Annotated in this window: 15 protein-coding genes; 7 read left to right on the top strand and 8 right to left on the bottom strand. The window is 67.4% G+C overall.

Features of this window, described 5'->3' with window-relative positions; all coding sequences use genetic code 11:
- Nucleotides 1–194 precede the first annotated feature (194 nt).
- On the top strand, nt 195–1,322 hold the full coding sequence (locus QO034_RS10225) for a site-2 protease family protein (protein ID WP_284485431.1): 1,128 nt from the start codon (nt 195–197) through the stop codon (nt 1,320–1,322).
- A gap of 29 nt (nt 1,323–1,351) precedes the next feature.
- Here the strand turns inward: QO034_RS10225 and QO034_RS10230 are convergent, their stop codons facing one another.
- Nucleotides 1,352–2,113 carry a response regulator gene (locus QO034_RS10230; protein ID WP_284485432.1) on the bottom strand — a complete coding sequence of 254 codons (762 nt, stop codon included), beginning with the start codon at nt 2,111–2,113 and terminating at the stop codon, nt 1,352–1,354.
- Between the two features lie 191 nt (nt 2,114–2,304).
- On the opposite strand from QO034_RS10230, the gene QO034_RS10235 reads away from it, so the two are divergent.
- Complete coding sequence (locus QO034_RS10235; RefSeq protein ID WP_284485433.1) at nt 2,305–3,003, top strand: helix-turn-helix domain-containing protein; 699 nt, start codon at nt 2,305–2,307, stop codon at nt 3,001–3,003.
- 11 nt (nt 3,004–3,014) lie between these two features.
- On the opposite strand, the gene QO034_RS10240 is transcribed toward QO034_RS10235, so the two are convergent.
- From QO034_RS10240 to QO034_RS10255, 4 genes are all read right to left on the bottom strand, one after another.
- Nucleotides 3,015–3,686, bottom strand: coding sequence for a phosphoribosyltransferase (locus QO034_RS10240; protein ID WP_284485434.1), 672 nt, complete (start codon nt 3,684–3,686; stop codon nt 3,015–3,017).
- Nucleotides 3,687–3,812: 126 nt separating this feature from the next.
- Nucleotides 3,813–4,667: a universal stress protein gene (locus QO034_RS10245; RefSeq protein ID WP_284485435.1), complete on the bottom strand. Its 855-nt coding sequence runs from the start codon at nt 4,665–4,667 to the stop codon at nt 3,813–3,815.
- 93 nt (nt 4,668–4,760) lie between these two features.
- Complete coding sequence (locus QO034_RS10250) at nt 4,761–5,471, bottom strand: hypothetical protein (RefSeq protein WP_284485436.1); 711 nt, start codon at nt 5,469–5,471, stop codon at nt 4,761–4,763.
- A complete protein-coding gene (locus QO034_RS10255) occupies nt 5,471–7,930 on the bottom strand; it encodes a Lon protease family protein (RefSeq protein ID WP_284485437.1) in 2,460 nt (819 codons plus the stop codon). Before QO034_RS10255 ends, QO034_RS10250 begins: the two co-directional genes overlap by 1 nt.
- 170 nt (nt 7,931–8,100) lie before the next feature.
- On the opposite strand from QO034_RS10255, the gene QO034_RS10260 reads away from it, so the two are divergent.
- The 5 genes from QO034_RS10260 (at nt 8,101) to QO034_RS10280 (ending at nt 13,216) form a co-directional block, all read left to right on the top strand.
- Complete coding sequence (locus QO034_RS10260; RefSeq protein WP_284485438.1) at nt 8,101–9,351, top strand: NAD(P)/FAD-dependent oxidoreductase; 1,251 nt, start codon at nt 8,101–8,103, stop codon at nt 9,349–9,351.
- Between the two features lie 39 nt (nt 9,352–9,390).
- Nucleotides 9,391–10,368 (top strand): TRAP transporter substrate-binding protein, encoded by a 978-nt coding sequence (locus QO034_RS10265; protein WP_284485439.1) that lies wholly within the window; start codon nt 9,391–9,393, stop codon nt 10,366–10,368.
- Nucleotides 10,369–10,444: 76 nt separating this feature from the next.
- Nucleotides 10,445–10,978 carry a TRAP transporter small permease gene (locus QO034_RS10270; protein ID WP_284485440.1) on the top strand — a complete coding sequence of 178 codons (534 nt, stop codon included), beginning with the start codon at nt 10,445–10,447 and terminating at the stop codon, nt 10,976–10,978.
- A gap of 4 nt (nt 10,979–10,982) precedes the next feature.
- The gene (locus QO034_RS10275) at nt 10,983–12,290 is read left to right on the top strand and encodes a TRAP transporter large permease (RefSeq protein WP_284485441.1); all 1,308 of its coding nucleotides are present in this window, start codon (nt 10,983–10,985) and stop codon (nt 12,288–12,290) included.
- A complete protein-coding gene (locus QO034_RS10280; protein ID WP_284485442.1) occupies nt 12,287–13,216 on the top strand; it encodes a hypothetical protein in 930 nt (309 codons plus the stop codon). The genes QO034_RS10275 and QO034_RS10280 overlap by 4 nt, the downstream gene beginning before the upstream one ends.
- A gap of 49 nt (nt 13,217–13,265) precedes the next feature.
- Here the strand turns inward: QO034_RS10280 and QO034_RS10285 are convergent, their stop codons facing one another.
- From QO034_RS10285 to QO034_RS10295, 3 genes are read right to left on the bottom strand one after another with little or no spacing between them, the layout of a single operon-like run.
- A complete protein-coding gene (locus QO034_RS10285; RefSeq protein WP_284485443.1) occupies nt 13,266–13,997 on the bottom strand; it encodes a FadR/GntR family transcriptional regulator in 732 nt (243 codons plus the stop codon).
- Nucleotides 13,994–14,734, bottom strand: coding sequence for a DUF1028 domain-containing protein (locus QO034_RS10290; protein ID WP_284485444.1), 741 nt, complete (start codon nt 14,732–14,734; stop codon nt 13,994–13,996). The genes QO034_RS10285 and QO034_RS10290 overlap by 4 nt, the downstream gene beginning before the upstream one ends.
- Nucleotides 14,731–16,521 carry a gamma-glutamyltransferase family protein gene (locus QO034_RS10295; RefSeq protein WP_284485445.1) on the bottom strand — a complete coding sequence of 597 codons (1,791 nt, stop codon included), beginning with the start codon at nt 16,519–16,521 and terminating at the stop codon, nt 14,731–14,733. Before QO034_RS10295 ends, QO034_RS10290 begins: the two co-directional genes overlap by 4 nt.
- Nucleotide 16,522: the final 1 nt, after the last annotated feature.

Consider the following 16,522-nt stretch of genomic DNA (forward strand, 5'->3'; position numbering starts at 1 on the left):
TGGCACGCTCAGGGGCATTAAGTATAGACATATCTGCAACGGCAGAGACATTTGCCTAACGCGGCGGCTGATGCGGGACAGGTCCGGGCGCAAGTTCCGAAATCGCACGGCTTTTGAGCCAGATCAATTGGACCCGCGCGCAGCGCGGTAGAGTCGTCCCGGATTGCCAGAACCCCAACACCGACCGAACGCCCATGTTGTCGAAATCCGTGAAAATCCTGTCATTGCTCGGGTTTGACGTGAAGCTCGACCCGAGCTGGATCCTGATCGTCGCGCTGATCACCTGGAGCCTGTCGAAAGGATATTTCCCGGACGCCCTGCCCGGCGTTTCGGACGCAGCCTACCTCGGCATGGCCATGGCCACGACGGTCCTGTTCTTCGCCTGCCTGGTGCTGCATGAACTGGCCCATTCGGTGGTGGCGCGCCGCTACGGGATACGGATCAACGGCATCACCCTCTTCGTCTTCGGCGGCATCGCCGAACTGGAACGGGAACCGGACACGGCCGGTTCCGAATTCTGGATGGCGCTGGCAGGGCCGGTGATGAGCTTTGCCCTGGCGGCGCTGTTCTGGGCGCTGACGGCGGCCGTCGCCCTGGCCGGGGCGTCCGGCCCGGTCGAAACCGTGCTGCGATACCTCGCGCAGATCAATCTCGTTCTGGCGCTGTTCAACCTGGTTCCCGCCTTTCCTCTGGACGGCGGCCGCATCCTGCGCGCCCTGCTCTGGAACCGCAGCGGCAACCTGCTGGACGCGACGCGCGTGGCGGCGCGGGCGGGCATGATCTTTGCCTATGTGCTGATCGCCACCGGCATCGTCCTGGTGTTCGCGGGCGGGCAGTTCGCCGGGCTCTGGCAGGTGGTTCTCGGGCTGTTCCTTCTGAACGCCGCCACCGGCGCCTACCAGCGGCAATTGATGGCCACGACGCTGAAAGGCCGGACCGTGGCCGACCTGATGACACACCGGGCGATCTTTGCCGCGCCGGACATGACCCTGTCCGAACTGGTGGACGACATCGTGCTGATGCGCCGTGTCAGTTTTGTCCCGGTCGTCGAGGACAAGGTCCTGCTGGGCTATGTCGATCTCGACATCCTGGCCCGGATCGAACGCGACAACTGGACGACGACGCGGATCGACGACGTGTTCATCGCCGCCGACGGCGACAACACGATCCCGCCGGAGATGCCGGCGGCGGACCTGATCGAACGGCTGACCCGCTCGGACCGGCGCAAATTCATGGTGGCGGAGGGCCGGCATCTGCTCGGGGTGGTATCCGCCTCCGACGTGATGCGGTTCATGGCGCTGGCCCGGCAGGTGCGGGGCTGACCGGCACCGGCCGGGCGGCGGGGATCGCGTCAGCCCGCTTCGGCGTCGGTTTCCTCGTCCCACTCCACCGAACAGGCCAGCAGGTATCCGACGCCCCGGACGGTCTTGATCAGCCGCGGGCTGTGCGGGTTCTTTTCGATCTTCTTGCGCAGCCGGGCGACCTGGTTGTCGATCGTGCGGTCGAGCGGCGTCCAGGTCTGGCCGCCGACCAGATCCATCAGCCGTTCCCGCGAGAGAATCCGCCTGGGATGGCGCAAAAAGGCGTTCAACAGCTTGAAATCCCCGGTGGTCAGGTCGCAGAGCTTTCCGTTCCGGTCGAAGAGTTCGAACTGGTCCGGTATCGCCGCCATGCCGTCAAACCGCAGGACCGTGCAGCCCGGCCCGTCCCGTGCCGCAGCCGGACCGGGCGCGGCGGAGGGTCGCTGCGCCCGCCGCAGGATGCAATGGACCCGCGCCATCAGTTCGCGCGTATGGAAGGGTTTCGTGATGTAGTCGTCGGCCCCCAGTTCCAGTCCCACGATCCGGTCGACGACATCGTCTCCGGCCGACACGATGATGATCGGCGCCGGGGTCAGACCGCGCAGCTTTCTGGCCATGTCAAAGCCGCTGCCGCCTTCCAGGTGGATGTCCAGGGTGATCAGCCCGAGATCGGAGTCCGCCGCAATGGCCAGGGCCTGTTCTTCGGTCTCCGCCTCCCGCACCCGGAACCCGTCTTCGGACAGGCACCTGCGCAACAGGGCGCGCGCGCCGGGGTCGTCATCCACGACAAGAACATCGTCACCCTTTCCCATGGTTCCTCCGGCAGGGACATCACATTCGATACACGATATATTTGATCATCCGAACATGTATTTAAAGTGCGGGTCCGGATCTGATCGCATCCGGACTTCGGTCGCCCCGATACATTTTATTACAAACACGATGATACCACCGCGACAGAGTTTGGCCATGGTTCAGGCGTTCCCGGCAACAGGAGGTCAAGATGTATGCCTGTCATCCTTCCGCGTACCGCGACGAATCGATCAGGATCGACGAATCCCGCAAGCCCTTTTCCAGCCTTCCCTTTCAGGTCATGGCAGAGGCGCATCTTTACTATGCGGGCGATGAGTCGCCGGGGCTTTTCGAAGTCCGCACCGGGCTGTTCCGACTCAGCCGGGTGACGCGCAACGGACGGCGCTATGTGGTCGGATTCGGCTATCCCGGCGATGTCATCGGCTTCTGCCCGGACGGGGTGCATCTTTCGGATTGCGAGGCGGTGGTCGATTCGGCGGTCATCCGTCATCCCACCGAAACCCTGACCAGTTGCCGCGCCGATCCCCGCGCCCATCAGGCCCTGGTCCGGGCGGCGCTGCGGGAAATTCAGGAAATGCAGGATCACTGCATGTTGCTGGGCCACAACCTGGCCCATGAACGGGTTGCGGCCTTTCTCACCCGGCTCGGCGAACGGATCGGCCAGCCCAAGGGCGACTCGGTCGCCTTCGATCTGCCGATGTCGCGCCTGGACATCGCGGATTTCCTTGGCCTGACCGTCGAAACCGTCAGCCGCAGCCTGACGATCCTGCGCAAGGCGGGGATCATCGAGATCCGGAACCTGCACCGGATCGTCGTGTTGCAGCCGGTCCGGATCGACGCGCTGGCAGAGCCGGACCCCAGGGTCGCGCCCCGACACACACCGGCCTGATTCCGTCGCGGCTATTGCCGATCCCGCATGGTCCAGATGTCCCGCAGGGCGGCGACGGTCTGCGCATCCGTCAGTTGCCGGAAATCCCGATAGAAGGCGCCAACCCCGAAGAACTGCCGCGCCGGGTGCAGGCACAGCACGTCGTCGGCCAGTTCCGCGATTTCCTTCAGCGACGACTCCGGCGCGACGGGCAGCGCGACGACGATCCGCGCCGCCCCCTGCCGCCGCAGCGCCCCGAGGGCCGCCTTCATCGTGGCCCCCGTCGCGAGGCCATCATCGACGACGATCGCCGTGCGCCCCGCCGGGTCCAGCCTCGGCCGGTCGCCGACATAGGCCGCCCGCCGGCGTGCCATCTCCCGCAGCTCGCGGCGGCGGGCGGTCTCGACAAACCGCTCATCCGCGCCCGACATACGGCGCACATCCTCGTTCAGCACCAGGTGCGGCGGGCTGCCTTCGACCACCGCGCCGAGCGCCACCTCGGGGTTTCCCGGCGCGCCGAGCTTGCGCACCAGAACGAGATCGAGCGGCGCGGACAGCCGGGCCGCGACCTCTGCCGCGACCGGCACCCCGCCGCGTGGCAGGGCATAGACAACCGGGGCGTCCAGGCACAGATCGGCCAGTTCCTGCGCCAGCCGGCGGCCCGCATCGGCCCGGTCCGCGAACTGGAAAAGAGAATCGTCCATATGGCCATGATAACCGCGCCGGCGGCATCGTCCTTGATCCATCTGAAACCGGCGGGATCTCGGACCGGCGGGGCGCGGGAAATCCGCAAGATCCCCGACGCGGCCTGATCCGGGCCGCCGCCCGGATCAATGGGCGAACAGCACCGTCAGATCGGTCTGGGTGATCATCGTCTGGGTGGTGCCGCCGAACATCATCTGGCGGAACCGCGAATGGCCATAGGCGCCCATCACCACCAGATCGGCGCCCATCTGCCCGGCCTGGGCGGTGATGCAGTCCGCCACCGGCTTTCCGCCGGTCGGCAGTTGCGCGACCTCCACGGCGACGCCGCGCCGGCTGAGCCAGGCCGCGACCTCCGCACCGGGGGTTTCACCGGCCCGCTGGTCGGTTTCGACCGGATCGAACAGCGCGACCGTCACCGACCCGGCCGCCTTCAGGATCGGCAGCGCCTGATGCACGGCGCGGGCGCTGGACACGCTGCCATCCCAGGCCACGAGAACACGCCGCGCCGCCAGCGTCGCCGCCATGTCGCGGCTGTTGCAGATGCAGCCGATGGGAGAGTCAAACAGGATCGCGTGCACCGCGCTGCGCTGCACCGCCTTCGATTGCACCAGGTTCGGGCAGAGAAAGGCGATGTCCGACACGGCGGCATGTGCCGCGAGATCGAATTCCAGCGTCGGGGCATCCCGGAACACGGTCGCGACTTCGCCGGACAAGCCCATGTCCTGCAACACCTTTTCAAGGCCGTTGGCGATTTCGGCGATGGACTGGCTTTCCTGTTTGAAACGGTCCTGCCAATCCTCGGGGAAGACCACCGCGCCATAGGTGGCTTCGGCATAGGTCATCGCGGGGATCGTCGGCGTCAGGCTGGCGACCACCAGCGAAACATGCAGGCCGTCCGGACCCAGCCCGGACAGCAACGACCGGATTTTCTGTTCCGAACAATCCGCGTCAACGACGACAAGGGCGGTCTTGGTATCCATCTGTCAGCACCTTCTGTTTGTTCCATTTGCAGCCTAGCACAATTCCGGCCTGTCCGGTTGCGCGCCGATCAAGGCGCGCCGGACGCCACGCCGTCACATGTCGTCCTGCGGCGCGCGCAGAACGATCACCGGGCACCGGGCGACGTCCAGCAACCGGCGCAGCAGCGACATCGACTGCGCCGGATCGGCCGCGAGGTCGATCAGCACCGCGCTGCAATTGCAGCGGTCGATCGCGGCGATGGCCGCCTGTTCCGTGGGATAGGTGGCCTCGGCACCCGGTTCCGGCGCGGTCCCGACGCTGCGCACCGACAAGCCGGTCCCCAGATGCTCTGCCAGCGCCCGCGCCAGACGGTCCGCGTCGGGCGACGCCCCGCCCTGCCGGCGCAACAGCAGAACCCGCCCCGCCACCGGGTGCACATAGCGATGCCCGAAGACGAGAATGTCGGACCGCGTCGCCGATTGCGACAGGCTGGCCACCAGCTCTCCCGCCTGCCGTTCAAAGGTCCAGCTGGCGGCAACCGGGCCGGCGACGTCATGCAGAAGCTGTCGGAAGGACTGCGCATCCGCGTCCAGCATCCGCCGGAGCCGGGCCAGCGACGGGGCCAGACCCAGCGCGCCGCCGGGGGACACAAGGCGCCGGTTGGGCAATGCGCAGGCGGCCAGCACCGCCTGTTCCTGGACCAGCACGCCGCCAAGTGCTGCGCTGGTTTCCCGCGCCAGGCGCGCGGCCATGCGGATCGCCGCCCGGGCATCCGCGAAAGAATTCGCCCCGATCAGGATCCGGCGCGGCGGCGTGTTGTCCATCACGCCCCTCCCCCGTCCGGCGATTCGCCCCGCGCGGCAAAGCGCCGGCGGTCCTCGGCAAAGCGGCGCAGGCGCGATTCGACCCGCCCGTTGACGCTGTTTTCCGGGAAGGTGCCGTCCGGGCCGCGTTCCCCCGCCGCTGTGCCGGTCAGGATCGCGATGCCCTGATCGATGGTTTTTACCGGATAGACATGGAACCGCCCGGCGGCGGCGGCCTCGACCACCTCGGCGCGCAGCATCAGGTTCTGGCTGTTGGCCGCCGGGATCAGCACGCCCTGGGTTCCGCTCAGACCGCGGGCGTTGCAAAGGTCGAAGAACCCTTCGATCTTTTCGTTGACCCCGCCGATGGCCTGCACGAGGCCGGTCTGGCTGACCGATCCCGTCACCGCCAGATCCTGCCGGAGCGGCAGCCCGGACAGGGCCGACAGCAGGGCGTAAAGTTCCGCCGAGGACGCGCTGTCTCCATCGACGCCGCCGTAGCTCTGTTCGAACACCAGGCTGGCCTGCAACGACATCGGCACGTCCCGCGCGAAGCGCGACGCCAGAAAACCCGACAGGATCAGAACGCCCTTGGAATGGAGCGGACCGCCCAGTTCGACCTCCCGTTCGATGTCGATGAACTTGCCGCTGCCCATGCGCACGGTGGCGCTGATCCGGGCCGGGCGGCCGAAGCTGTATTTGCCGATGCCGAGCACCGAAAGCCCGTTGATCTGCCCGACGGCGCTGCCCACGGTGTCGATCATGATGGTGTCGCGCATCGTCGCTTCGTGGATCCGGTCCCGGATCCGGGAGGCGCGGCGGTCCGCCTGGGCGATGGCGCGGGCGATCTCTGCCTCGGTGACGGTGTCCCGCCCGGCCTGGCGGGCGTATTGGTCGGCTTCGCTCATCATGTCGGCCAGGGCGCTGATCCGGAGCGTGAACTTGCTGGCATCGTCGGCGAGACGCACCGCATGGTCCAGAACCGCCGCCACCGCGCCGGCGGTCAGCGGCAGCAGGCCGAGCCGGTCGGCATGGCCGGCGATGACCCGCGCATAGCGGCCGGTGCTGTCGTCGTCGCGCGGCAGGTCGTCCTCGAAATCCGCCTGCAGCTTGAACAGGTCGTCAAAGTCCGGATCCAGCAGTTGCAGCAGCATGTGCAGCTTGCGGTCCCCGATCAGCACCACCCGCACATCCAGCGGAATCGGGTCCGGTTCCAGCGAGATGGTCGAACTCAGCCCCAGCCGGTCGGCCATCGAGGTGATGGTGATCGCGCGCGTCTGAAGGCAGCGTTTCAGGGCGTCCCAGGCATAGGGTTCGGACAAGACCTGCCGGGCGTCCAGCACCAGGAAGCCCTGGTTGGCGCGATGCAGCGCCCCCGGCTTGATCAGCGTGAAATTCGTGACCAGCGTGCCCATCTGCGACAGGTATTCGATCCGCCCGTTCAGATGCCCGATCGTCGGCAGGTCTTCGGTCACGACCGAGGCGCCGGCAGAATCCTCTTCGGCGTGCGACACCATCACGTTCACCGCGTAGCGGTCGAACTGGGATTCGCTGTGATACTTGCGGATCGCCTGCGGGAACGGGCCATCGGATTCGTTTTCCGGGCGTATCAGGAACACCTCGGCATTGGAAATCATGTCGTTGCGGGTGTTTTCAAGGTAGTCCGCCACCTTGGGAATCCCGGCGAATTCCGTCAGCACCTCCTTCATCCGCGTCGAAACCGCCTTTTCGGCCATCGACGCGTGCAGCTTTTCCATCCGCTGGCGGTGTTCCTTTTCCAGGTTGGGGCCGAGCTTCAGGATCTCGGCCAGCCGTTCTTCCAGCGCATGCACCTTTGCGTCGATCTCTTCGCGCTTTTCGGGGTCGAGCTTGTTGTAGACTTCGGGCGTGATCGGCTTTCCGTCCACGATCGCCGCCAGCATGAACCCGACCGGGGTGCGCAGCAGCGCCACCTCCTGTTTCAGCGCCTCTTCGGCGAATTCGGAGATCGGCGTTTCATGGCGTTCGCCGAACTCTTCGTTGATGGCGCGGGCCTGCGCCTGGTATTCCTCGGATTCGAACATCGCCGGGATCTCGTGCGCCAGATCGTCCACCAGATCCTGCATCGCGGACTTGAAGCGCGGCGCGCTGCCCGGCGGCATCTCGATGGCGTGCGGTCTGTGCGGCGCATCGAAATTGTTCACGTAGATCCAGTCGCTGGGAACCGGGCGCTTGCGGGCCGCCTCGCCAAGCAGGGTCATCACCGCGTGATGGCGGCCGGAGCCTTCCGGACCGAGCACGAACAGGTTGAATTCCTTGCGCGCAATAGCGGCGGACAGGTTGATCGCCTCCATTGCCCGGTCCTGCCCCAGCAGCGCGGGGTCTGATGTCAGCCCGTCCGTGGTGTCGAACCCCAGCCGGGCCGGGTCGCAAGTCCTGCGCAACGCTTCGGGTTTCAGCGCGGCGGGGTCGCCATCGGATTGGTCTGGGGCATGGGTCATTCGCACATGATCCTGTTCACATGTCCCAGCCTAGCCGCGCCGCGCCGTTCGGGTATTGACGCAAATCAATCCGCCGCCTCCGTTCCCGGAACGCCGCGGGCGATTTTTTCCTTGGCCATCGGGCGGATCGCGGGGCAAGGTCGGTCCGGCGGCATTGGGGGAACAGCGGCATGGCAGGTCATATCGTCGTGATCGGCGCGGGCATCGTCGGCGTATCGACCGGCATCTGGCTGCGCCGGTTCGGGGCAGAGGTCACCATCATCGACCGGGGCGCGCCCGGACAGGGCACATCCTATGGCAACGCCGGGGTGCTGGCCGCCTGTTCCATGGTCCCCGTCACCGCGCCGGGGCTGGTCCGCAAGGGGCCGGGATACCTGATGAATCCCGATTTCCCGCTGTTCCTGCGCTGGAGTTACCTGCCGAAACTGGCGCCCTGGCTGGCGCGATACCTCGGCCATGCCAACGACGCGGACACCCGCCGGATCGCGCGCGGCCTGTCGCCCATCGTCGGAGACAGCGTCGCGCAGCACAAGGCCCTGACCCACGGCACCGGCGCCGAAGACTGGATCAGCGACAGCGACTATCATTTCGCCTATGCCGACCGCGCCGCCTTTCAGGCGGACGCCTATACCTGGGCGCTGCGGCGCGAAAACGGGTTCGAACCGGTGCTGCGCGAAGGCCGCGCGGTGCAGGAACTGGAACCCGGCCTGTCGCCGGCGATCGCCTGTCTCGCCACTGTCGGCGCGCACGGGTTCATCCGCGACCCCGGCGGCTATGTGGCGGCGCTCGCCAAGGCGTTCACGGCCATGGGCGGCAGGATCCGCCAGGCCGAGGTGACGGATTTCGACCTCTCCGGCGGGCGCATCCGCGCGGTGCAGACCCCGGAGGGGCCGATCGCCTGCGATGCCGCGATCATCGCCACCGGGGTCTGGTCGAAACCGCTGATGCGCAAGCTCGGCATCGCGGTGCCGCTGGAAACCGAACGCGGCTATCACATCGTGTTCAAGGGCGCGGAAAACGGCCCGCGCGCCCCGACCATGATCGCCAGCGGCAAGTTCGTCGCGACACCGATGGCCGAAGGGCTGCGCTGCGCCGGCGTCGTCGAATTCGGCGGCCTGACGGCGGGTCCGTCGCCCGCGCCGCTGGCCTTGCTGCGCAAACAGGCGCGGGCCGCCTACCCCGGTCTGACATTCCTGCGCGAAGAGGAATGGATGGGCCATCGCCCCGCCCCCGCCGACAGCCTGCCGCTGATCGGACAGATCCGGGACACCGGCGTCTTCACCGGCTTCGGGCATCACCACATCGGGTTGACAGGCGGGCCAAAGACGGGCCGTCTGATCGCGGAGATGCTGACCGGCCGGACACCGAACGCGGACATGGCCCCCTATTCGCCGAACCGGTTCGCATCCGGACAAGAATAAGACAACGACAAGAAACAGACCCCAACAAGGAGACTTCCGATGACAAAGACACTGATCGCGCCCGCCGCCCTGGCGCTGGCCCTGGCCGCCGCGGCCCCGCTTTCGGCCGAGAACTGGGACATGCCGATGGCCTATGCCGGGTCCAACTACCATTCCGCCACCGGCGAGGAGTTCGCCAGATGCGTGACCACCGGCACCGGCGGCGAGATCACGATCACCACCCATCCGGGCGGTTCGCTGTTCGCCGGCGCCGACATCAAGCGGGCGATCCAGACCGGCCAGGTGCCGATCGGCGAACGGCTGATGTCGGGCCACCAGAACGAGAACCCGATCTTCGGGTTTGATTCCATCCCTTTCCTGTCGCCCTCCTTCGAGGATCACGACAAGCTGTGGAAAGCCGCCAAACCGACGATGGAGGAAATCCTCGCCGAACAGAACCTGACCCTGCTCTATTCGGTGCCATGGCCGCCGCAGGGGCTGTATTTCAACAAGGAGGTCAATTCCGTCGCCGACATGGCAGGCGTCAAGTTCCGGTCCTACAACAACGCCACCAGCCGCCTTGCGGAATTGACCGGGATGCTGCCCGTCACGATCGAGGCGGCAGAGATCAGCCAGGCCTTCGCCACCGGCGTCGCGTCGTCGATGATCTCGTCGGGCGCAACGGGCTATGACCGCAAGGTCTGGGAAAGCCTCAGCCATTTCTACGAGGTCGACGCCTGGCTGCCGCGCAACTACGTGATGGTCAATTCCGACACCTGGTCGGGCCTGTCGGAGGCCAACCGCAACGTCGTGCTGGGCTGCGCGGAACTGGCGGAATACGCCGGCACCTGGCGGGCCAAGGAATACACCGGCTTCACCGTGCAGGGCCTGCGCGACGGCGGCATGATGGTGCAACCCGCCGGCGAAGCGCTGATGGGCGAGCTGCGCGCCATCGGGGAAACCATGACCGCCGAATGGCTGGAATCGGCCGGTGAGCAGGGCGCGGCCATCGTCGAAGCCTATCGCAACATGCAATAGACCCCGTCCGGCGGCCTGGCGCGGGCCGGGCCGCCGGCTTCGGCCGAACCGACAGGGGGCGACATTGGGGGCGACCATGAAAGCAGCGCGCGGGCTTCGGTCCATTCTCGATTTCCTCTATCTCGCGGCGGGCGTTCTCGCGGCGCTGTGCCTCGTCGCCATCCTGCTTCTGATCATCGCCCAGATGGTGGCGCGCTGGACCGGCGAGATCTTTCCGGGTGCTGCGAGCTATGCCGGGTATTTCATGGCGGCGGCGAGCTTTCTGGCCTTTGCCGACGCGCTCAATCGCGGCGCGCATATCCGGGTGTCGATCCTGCTCAACGCGGTCTCGGGGCGGATGCGGCGGCTCTTGGAAATCTGGTGCTTCGGCCTTGGCGCGGCGATCGCCTGGTATTTCACCTGGTACGCCTACTGGTTCGTCTACTGGTCGTGGAAGTTCAACGAGCTCAGCCAGGCGCAGGACGCCACCCCGCTGTGGATTCCGCAGTCGGTCATGGTGATCGGCAGCGGCCTTCTGGCCGTCAGCCTGACCGACCATCTGGTGCATGTCCTGGTCACCGGAAGCCACCGCATCCGGCGCGAGATCGTCGATCAGGGTTTCGGAGAGTGACGCCATGACCGAGCTTTACGCGATCCTGCTGTTCCTCTTCGTGCTGTTCCTGCTGCTGGGCACCGGCCTTTGGGTCGGGCTGGCTTTGATGGGTGTGGCCTGGGTCGGGATGGAACTGTTCACCACGCGCCCGGTCGGGGACGTGATGGTGACGACGATCTGGGCCACCACATCGAGCTGGACCCTGACCGCGTTGCCGCTGTTCGTCTGGATGGGCGAAATCCTCTACCGCACGCGCCTGTCCGAAGACATGTTCCGCGGGTTGTCGCCCTGGCTCGGCCGGCTGCCCGGCGGGCTGGTGCACACCAATATCGTCGGCTGCACCGTCTTCGCCGCCGTCTCGGGGTCGTCGGCCGCCACGCTGACCACCGTCGGCAAGATGTCGATCCCGGAACTGCGCGCCCGCAACTATCCCGAAACCATCGTCATCGGCACGCTGGCGGGGGCGGCGACGCTGGGGCTGATGATCCCGCCGTCGCTGGCGCTGATCGTCTACGGCGTCACGGTGAACGAAAGCATCACCCAGCTGTTCTTTGCCGGTGTCTTTCCGGGGCTGGTGCTGGCCCTGATGTTCATGGGCTATGTCGCCGCCTATTCGGCGCTGTCCAGAAACTGGAACCCGGTGCAGGACATGGCGATGACCTTCGCGGAGAAGCTGCGCAATTCCCGGTTCCTGCTGCCGGTGATCTGCCTGATCCTGGTGGTGATCGGCTCGATGTATCTGGGCGTCGCCACCGCGACCGAGGCGGCGGCCTTCGGCGTCGTCGGCGCACTGGTGCTGGCCGCGGGCCAGCGGTCGCTGACCTGGGACACCTTCCGCGCCAGCCTGATGGGCGCGACCCGCACCAGCGCGATGATCATGCTGATCCTCGCCGGCGCCGCGTTCCTCAAGCTGTCGATGGGGTTCACCGGCCTGCCCCGCGCCCTGGCCGACGGGATCGCGGCGATGGAACTGTCGCGGTTCCAGCTTCTGATGGCGCTGCTGGTCTTCTACATCGTGCTGGGCATGTTCCTGGACGGGATTTCATCGGTGGTGCTGACCATGGCGGTGGTCGAACCGATGGTGCGCGAGGCCGGGATCGACCTGATCTGGTTCGGCATCTTCGTCGTCGTGGTGGTGGAGATGGCGCAGATCACCCCGCCGATCGGCTTCAACCTCTTCGTGTTGCAGGGCATGACCGATCACGAGATGGGCTATATCGCCAGGGCGGCGCTGCCGATGTTCCTGATCATGGTGCTCATGTGTTTTGTGCTGATCTGGTTCCCGGACCTCGCCCTCTGGCTGCCGGAGAACCTGCGAAAAGGGCCGTGATCGCCGCGTTTCTCGGCCAGGTCGCGCACCATGGCCGGTTTGGGCTGGTGGCGGGGCTTGCCGCCGGTCTGGCGCTGCCGGATGCGGCCCTTGCGCTACGTCCCTGGCTGCCGGAACTGATCGGCCTGCTGCTCGCGGTGACGGCGCTGCGCATCGGGCCGCGCGCCGCCTTCGGATCGCTGGCCGAATTCCGCGGCACGCTGCGGGCGGTCGCGGTGTTCCAGATGCTGCTGCCCTGCTTGGCCCTGCTGCTGTTCCGTCTGGCGGGACATGCCGATACGGCCATCGCCCTGATTGCGGTGCTCTGGCTCGCCGCGCCGTCGGTCACGGGCAGCCCCAATTTCGCGATCCTGCTCGGGCAGCCGCCGGCCCCGGCCTTGCGGTTGCTGGTTCTGGGCACGGCGCTGTTTCCGCTGACGGCGCTGCCGGTGTTCTGGCTGTTGCCGGCCCTGGGCGGCGCGGCGGCGGCCTTCGGGGCGGCGGGGTGGCTGATGACGGTGATCGCGCTTTCCGTCGGCGCCGGGTTCCTGCTCCGGCGATGGGTCCTGCCCGCCCCGGACGCCGAAACCGTCGCGGCGCTGGACGGGATCGCGGTGATCCTTCTGGCGGTGGTCGTGGTCGGGCTGATGTCGGCGCTCGGCCCGGCGCTGGCGCAGTCCCCGGTGCAGGTCGCGGGCTGGCTGGTGCTGGCCTGCGTGCTGAACTGGGGCGCGCAGGCGCTGACGCTGCTGGTTCTGAAGACCCGCCCTGAGCGCGGCCCGTTCGGCGTCGTCGCGGGCAACCGCAACATCGCGCTGTTCCTGATCGCCCTGCCGCCCGAGATCACCGACCCGCTGCTGATCTTCATCGGCTGCTACCAGATCCCGATGTATCTGACGCCGATCGTGATGCAGCGGCTCTACCGCCGCGCCTCGGCCGCCGATTAGCGCCCTGGCGACAACCGGCATCGGGGCGTTCTCTCGGGTTGCGCGGCGGTCATCCGTCCTGCTCCATGCGGAAGAACGCCGTATCGAGCCGGTCCGCTGCGGCGTCCATCTCGTCGCGCAGCGCGTCGAACCGGGTGGTCAGGTGATCGCGCATCGCGGTGCGAGCGCTGTCGGGATGGCGGGCGGCGATGGATTCGATGATCATCACATGTTCGGAATGCGTCACCCGCAGGGAGGCGCCATCGCGGGCCCTGGCCCGGATCGACACCCATTGCGGGTTCGCCCGGATCTTGTCGAGCAGCGAAAACGCGGTCAAGAGCGGCTTGTTGCGGGCGCAGTTCGCGATCAGCCGGTGAAACGATCCGTCCCAGAGTTCGACCGCCTGCGGGTCCGCCGATTCGAACTGGCGCTGCGCCAGCGTCCGCAGGCGGTCCACCTCGTCCGGCAGCATCCGCTTGGCGCAGAGCGCGGCCAGTTCCGGTTCGATGCAGAGCCGCGCTTCCATCACCTCCAGCGCGTTGGTGTCGCCGATGATCCGGTCAGCCAGGTCGCCGGTGGGATCGGTGGGCTGACCGGCGAAGGTGCCCTTGCCCTGGCGGCGCCAGACCAGACCGTCCTGTTCCAGTTCGTTCAGCGCCATGCGGATGTGCCGCCGCCCGACGTCGAACCTGTCGGCCAGTTCGCGTTCCGTCGGCAGCTTGCCGTCCGGGCGCAGCGTCCCGGACCTGATCAGGCTCATCAGCTTGTCCTTGACCGCGCCGGGCGGCGCCTGCCGGTTCATCCGTCCACCGCATGCGACCGGCTGGGCCGCCCTTCGGCGATGCGCCGGGCTTCGGCGGCGGCGATGTCGGCGTCGATGCCGTCCCGCGTCGGAGAGCCGGAAAACCGCGCCGCCGTGGGCATGCCGCGCGCGAAATGCACATAGCGTTCCTGCGCCACCTCCCAGAGCCGCGCCAGTTCGCCCAGCGGGTCGGAATGATCATCGGCCCGCAGGTCGAGCCAGGCATGGTCCTCGCCCCGGTGGATGACCAGCCCCGCCGCCTGCTTGCCGCGCTTGTCGCCGCCCACCGCCTCGCCGGCCTGCATCGCGGAAATCAGCCGCTCGGGAAACGGTTTGCCGGCACCCGCGGCATAGGCGGCAGAGGTCGCCTCGATCACCTGCGGTCCCGCCAGCATGTTGCCCGCGACCGAATGATCCGTGGCGATCCGGTGCCCGGCCCAGTCGATGCAATCGGCCCCGGTATGGGCGGCGAACCGCCCGTCCGCACCCATCATGTGCGCCTGCCGGATCGCGCGGCCTTCGTCGCGGGCGGCGAGGTCGGCCAGCACCGCCTGCGCCGCCTCTCCCGCCGCCAGCCGCGCCCGGCCTTCGGTGCCCCAGACCGGGTTGCAGAAGGCCTGGCTGGCGACCGCCACCCGCGCGCCGACGTAAGGAACGACCGCGCCACAGGCGAAGAACCGGCTGGACACGATCAGCCCGATCGCATCCCCGTCCCGCGCGATCAGCGACCAGGTCATCGGCCCACCGCATAGGCCTGCATGAGACGCGGGGTCGCGGCGGCGCGCAGGCCGCCGTCCGCTTCGCGCATGGCGGCGGTCAGCCGCCCGACGGTCCAGGGTTCGGCCACGGTCACGATATGGCCGCGGGCGCGCAGATCGTCGATCACCGCCGGGCCGAAAGCCGGTTCGATCATCATTTCGCCCGGCTTGGTCTCGCGCGGATAGAACGAGCCCTGGAAATGCATGGAATGGAACAGCGGCGCATCCATGCATTCCTGAAGCCCCATGCCGAAATGCACGAAGCGCAGGAACCAGATCAGCTGCCACTGGTCCTGCTGATCGCCGCCCGGCGTGCCGAACACCAGCCGCGCGCCGTCCTTTTCGGCGAGGCTCGGCGTCAGCGTCGTGCGCGGACGCCGCCCCGGTTCCAGCGAAGTCGGCAAGCCATGTTCGAGCCAGAACATCTGGGCGCGGGAATTCAGCGGGAAGCCCAGCCCCGGAATCACCGGCGAACTTTGCAGCCAGCCGCCGGACGGGGTCGAGGCGACCATGTTGCCCCAGCGGTCGATGATATCCAGATGCACCGTGTCGCCGCGCCGTTCCGTCAGGTGCGACATGGTCGGTTCCTGCGCCACCACATGCCCCACGTCGAAGTCGCGGGCGGCGCGTTCGACATAGGCATCGGCCTGGGCTTCGAACCCCGGCACCCGGCCGGGGCGCTGCTCCATCGAGGCGGCGACCCCGATCAGCGCCCGCCGTTCGGCGTTGTAGGCCTCGCTCAGCAGGTGCTCCATCGGGATCTCGCTGAAATCCGGATCGCCGTAATAGGCTTCCCGGTCGGCATAGGCCAGCTTCATCGCCTCGATCACCACATGCACGAATTCGGCCCCGAACGGGTCCATCGCGGCGATGTCGATGCCCTTCAGGATCGCCAGCGCCTGCAACAGCACCGGACCCTGCGACCAGGCCTGCGTCTTGTGCACGGTCCAGCCGTGATAGTCGTAGCTCAGCGGGGTTTCGTAGGTGGCCCGCCAGTTCGCCATGTCGGGCGCGGCCAGAACCGCGGAATGCCTGCTGTCGGACACGTCCATCACGCAGGCGTCTTCAAGATAGCCGAATATCGCCTCAGCCACGAAACCCTCGCGCCATTCGCGCCGCGCGGCGTCGATCTGCGCCACCCGGTCGCCGCCGGCGGCTTCGCCCAGGGTCGCCAGCCGGTCATAGGTCGCCGCCAGGTCCGGGTTCCGGAACAGCGCATGCGGTTCCGGCGCCTTGCCGCCGGGCGTCCAGACCGCGGCGGAGGTCGGCCATTCGCGGGCGAAGAAATCGGCCAGGTCGGCAATGGTGGCGGCAACGCGGGGCAACACCGGATGGCCGTCGCGGGCATAGTCGATGGCGGGCTGCATCACCTCGCGCAGGCCCATGGTGCCATGGTCGCGCAGCATCAGCATCCAGCCGTCGAAGGCGCCGGGCACCACGGTCGCCAGCAGCCCGGACCCCGGCACCAGCGTCAGGCCCTGCGCCCGGTAATGTTCGACGGTCGCGGCCGCCGGGGCGACGCCCTGCGCGCAGAGAACCTCTGTCCGCCCGGTCGTGGCCGAATGGAAGATCGCCGGCATGTCCCCGGCGGGACCGTTCAGATGCGGTTCGACCACCTGCAAGGTCAGCGCCGTCGCGACCGCCGCGTCAAAGGCGTTACCGCCCTTTTCCAGAATACCCATCCCGACCGCCGAGGCGATCCAGTGGGTCGAGGTGGCGACCCCGAAAGTGCCGCGGATTTCCGGGCGGGTTGTGAAATCGGACATC

Origin of the sequence: Sedimentitalea xiamensis (assembly GCF_030164465.1) — a bacterium.
In the GTDB taxonomy this organism is placed as follows: Bacteria; Pseudomonadota; Alphaproteobacteria; order Rhodobacterales; family Rhodobacteraceae; genus Sedimentitalea; species Sedimentitalea xiamensis.

Bases quoted from the DNA above. Each gene is read 5' to 3' on its own strand.
- QO034_RS10225 (WP_284485431.1), top strand. From the start codon at position 195: ATGTTGTCGAAATCCGTGAAAATCCTGTCATTGCTCGGGTTTGACGTG.
- QO034_RS10230 (WP_284485432.1), bottom strand. From the start codon at position 2,113: ATGGGAAAGGGTGACGATGTTCTTGTCGTGGATGACGACCCCGGCGCG.
- QO034_RS10235 (WP_284485433.1), top strand. From the start codon at position 2,305: ATGTATGCCTGTCATCCTTCCGCGTACCGCGACGAATCGATCAGGATC.
- QO034_RS10240 (WP_284485434.1), bottom strand. From the start codon at position 3,686: ATGGACGATTCTCTTTTCCAGTTCGCGGACCGGGCCGATGCGGGCCGC.
- QO034_RS10245 (WP_284485435.1), bottom strand. From the start codon at position 4,667: ATGGATACCAAGACCGCCCTTGTCGTCGTTGACGCGGATTGTTCGGAA.
- QO034_RS10250 (WP_284485436.1), bottom strand. From the start codon at position 5,471: ATGGACAACACGCCGCCGCGCCGGATCCTGATCGGGGCGAATTCTTTC.
- QO034_RS10255 (WP_284485437.1), bottom strand. From the start codon at position 7,930: ATGACCCATGCCCCAGACCAATCCGATGGCGACCCCGCCGCGCTGAAA.
- QO034_RS10260 (WP_284485438.1), top strand. From the start codon at position 8,101: ATGGCAGGTCATATCGTCGTGATCGGCGCGGGCATCGTCGGCGTATCG.
- QO034_RS10265 (WP_284485439.1), top strand. From the start codon at position 9,391: ATGACAAAGACACTGATCGCGCCCGCCGCCCTGGCGCTGGCCCTGGCC.
- QO034_RS10270 (WP_284485440.1), top strand. From the start codon at position 10,445: ATGAAAGCAGCGCGCGGGCTTCGGTCCATTCTCGATTTCCTCTATCTC.
- QO034_RS10275 (WP_284485441.1), top strand. From the start codon at position 10,983: ATGACCGAGCTTTACGCGATCCTGCTGTTCCTCTTCGTGCTGTTCCTG.
- QO034_RS10285 (WP_284485443.1), bottom strand. From the start codon at position 13,997: ATGAACCGGCAGGCGCCGCCCGGCGCGGTCAAGGACAAGCTGATGAGC.
- QO034_RS10290 (WP_284485444.1), bottom strand. From the start codon at position 14,734: ATGACCTGGTCGCTGATCGCGCGGGACGGGGATGCGATCGGGCTGATC.
- QO034_RS10295 (WP_284485445.1), bottom strand. From the start codon at position 16,521: ATGTCCGATTTCACAACCCGCCCGGAAATCCGCGGCACTTTCGGGGTC.